The organism is Frigidibacter sp. RF13 (genome assembly GCF_026626305.1).
Taxonomy (GTDB): Bacteria; Pseudomonadota; Alphaproteobacteria; order Rhodobacterales; family Rhodobacteraceae; genus TMP-24.
This window is the reverse complement of record NZ_JAPNUE010000021.1, coordinates 1-2,500: the sequence shown is the minus strand read 5'-3', so window position 1 is coordinate 2,500 and position 2,500 is coordinate 1. Positions and strand designations below refer to the sequence as shown.

1 protein-coding gene, 1 tRNA gene and 2 rRNA genes (1 of these 4 cut by a window edge) are annotated in these 2,500 nt (G+C 55.5%); 3 read left to right on the top strand and 1 reads right to left on the bottom strand.

Translation table 11 applies throughout. The features are described from left to right. The 3 genes from OU426_RS18070 to OU426_RS18060 form a co-directional block, all read left to right on the top strand. Positions 1–1,116: ribosomal RNA gene (locus tag OU426_RS18070) — 23S ribosomal RNA — on the top strand (it extends 1,718 nt beyond the left edge of the window). Positions 1,117–1,196: 80 nt separating this feature from the next. Continuing rightward, a 5S ribosomal RNA gene (gene rrf / locus OU426_RS18065) occupies positions 1,197–1,311 on the top strand. A gap of 70 nt (positions 1,312–1,381) precedes the next feature. Next, positions 1,382–1,458: transfer RNA gene (locus OU426_RS18060), tRNA-Met, on the top strand. A gap of 230 nt (positions 1,459–1,688) precedes the next feature. Here OU426_RS18060 and OU426_RS18055 read toward each other — a convergent pair. Then, positions 1,689–2,369, bottom strand: a complete 681-nt coding sequence (locus OU426_RS18055) for an ATP-binding protein (RefSeq protein ID WP_267635570.1) — start codon at positions 2,367–2,369, stop codon at positions 1,689–1,691. Positions 2,370–2,500 lie beyond the last annotated feature (131 nt).

Below are 2,500 nucleotides of genomic sequence, written 5' to 3'. Positions count from 1 at the left end.
GGGGGTGGCGACTGTTTACTTAAAACACAGGGCTGTGCGAAGCCGTAAGGCGACGTATACAGTCTGACGCCTGCCCGGTGCTGGAAGGTTAAAAGGAGGGGTGCAAGCTCCGAATTGAAGCCCCAGTAAACGGCGGCCGTAACTATAACGGTCCTAAGGTAGCGAAATTCCTTGTCGGGTAAGTTCCGACCTGCACGAATGGCGTAACGATCTCCCCGCTGTCTCTGATGTGGACTCAGCGAAATTGAACTGTGTGTCAAGATGCACACTACCCGCGGTTAGACGGAAAGACCCCATGAACCTTTACTCTAGCTTTGCACTGGCATCAGGATTGTGATGTGCAGGATAGGTGGTAGGCTTTGAAGCGGGGACGCAAGTCCTCGTGGAGCCTCCCTTGAGATACCACCCTTCGCACTCTTGATGTCTAACCGCGGCCCGTTATCCGGGTCCGGGACCCTGCATGGTGGGGAGTTTGACTGGGGCGGTCGCCTCCCAAATCGTAACGGAGGCGCGCGATGGTTGGCTCAGAGCGGTCGGAAATCGCTCGTTGAGTGCAATGGCAGAAGCCAGCCTGACTGTGAGTCTGACAAGACGAACAGAGACGAAAGTCGGTCATAGTGATCCGGTGGTCCCAAGTGGGTGGGCCATCGCTCAACGGATAAAAGGTACTCTGGGGATAACAGGCTGATGATGCCCAAGAGTCCATATCGACGGCATCGTTTGGCACCTCGATGTCGGCTCATCTCATCCTGGGGCTGGAGCAGGTCCCAAGGGTATGGCTGTTCGCCATTTAAAGAGGTACGTGAGCTGGGTTTAGAACGTCGTGAGACAGTTCGGTCCCTATCTGCCGTGGGTGTAGGAGACTTGAGAAGAGTTGCCCCTAGTACGAGAGGACCGGGGTGAACGAACCACTGGTGGACCAGTTGTCGTGCCAACGGCAGTGCTGGGTAGCTATGTTCGGACAGGATAACCGCTGAAGGCATCTAAGCGGGAAGCCCCCTTCAAAACAAGGTCTCCCTTGAGAGCCGTGGAAGACGACCACGTCGATAGGCCGGAGGTGTAAGTGCAGTAATGCATTCAGCTGACCGGTACTAATTGCTCGATTGGCTTGATTTGATCCAGTAAAAGCCAGGTTTGGCTTAAGGATCGTCAAAGGCTCTTGGCTTGGACGATGATTGATTGTGTTTCTTTCTTGGTTTGGTGGTCATAGCGCGAGCAAAACACCCGATCCCATCCCGAACTCGGCCGTTAAGTGCCGCCGCGCCGATGGTACTGCGTCTCAAGACGTGGGAGAGTAGGTCACTGCCAAACCTAGTAAGAAACACGGATGTCTCTCTGTCGATGCGCCCCGAAATCTTCTGTTCTGGGGCGACCCAATTGGCGCGGGGTGGAGCAGCCCGGTAGCTCGTCAGGCTCATAACCTGAAGGCCGCAGGTTCAAATCCTGCCCCCGCAACCAAAATAACCACGCTAGATCAACAGCTTAAAAGCCGCCCGCACGGGCGGCTTTTTGCGTTCCAAACCGCGGGTCAGCAATAGGTCAACAAACGGACGGAAACAGCGCGCAAGATCAGCGGGATAGTAGCCCAGCGGGATCAAGAACGCGCGAAAACCGCAGAGAACTCCGTTCGAGCGGAACTTCTCATGTCGCCCCCAGGTTCCTTCAAATGTGAGCTCGACGGGGGTGCCTCACTTCGCTCTCGACTGCTTGCGTAGGCTCTCAACTGCAGCTTCGAGTAGCGCTTCATCCGGCACAAGACTACCCCACTCCCTCCAGAAATCTCTTGTGGCGCTGTCAGGCTTAACCTGAGGTTGATCCAGCTTGATGCGCGTTGGCAGCAGAACTGCGTCTCCAAGTAGCAGAGCTTCCCCGGTATCGAGCAGGGGTAACATCGCAGTAAGGCCCACAAGGGAATCTGGCATAAGCCGCTTGATGACGTTCTGATCACTGTCATTGGTGAGCCGCAGTGCCAGAAAATTGTTGCATTGCGACAGGATAGTTCGACTGACGTCCGATGGTCGCTGGCTTACGACTAGCAAGGAGAAACCATACTTCCGCCCCTCCTTCGCAATGCGTTCAAATGCAGACAGTGCCTGCCGCTGCACCGCGTCGGCATCATCCTTCACCGGCAGATAGAGGTGTGCCTCGTCGCAAAGCAACGTGATAGGCGTGCGCGCTTCGGGGTCCATCCAAAATTGGACATCATATAGTAGACGCGCCATCGTTCCGGTGACAACGGGAAGTACGTCAGCTGGCACCTCAGAGAAATCGATGATCTTGATGCCGTGCCCTTCGTTCGCGCCAAGCAGCTTTACAATCTGTTTTGCAAGCCACCCATAGTCGAGAGCCGCTTTGGGCGGTGAAAACATAAAACCATAACGACGATCATCGAGCTTGGCCTCCAGCCGGGAAATGAACCTCGTTAGGGTCAGGACCCATTGATCTGCTTGAGGCTGCCGCTGCTGCGTGATTCAAGGCCCCGAACTGACGGGGGTGATGA

Excerpts from the sequence above, each read along its gene's own strand:
- OU426_RS18055 (WP_267635570.1), bottom strand. The coding sequence starts at position 2,369 with ATGTTTTCACCGCCCAAAGCGGCTCTCGACTATGGGTGGCTTGCAAAA.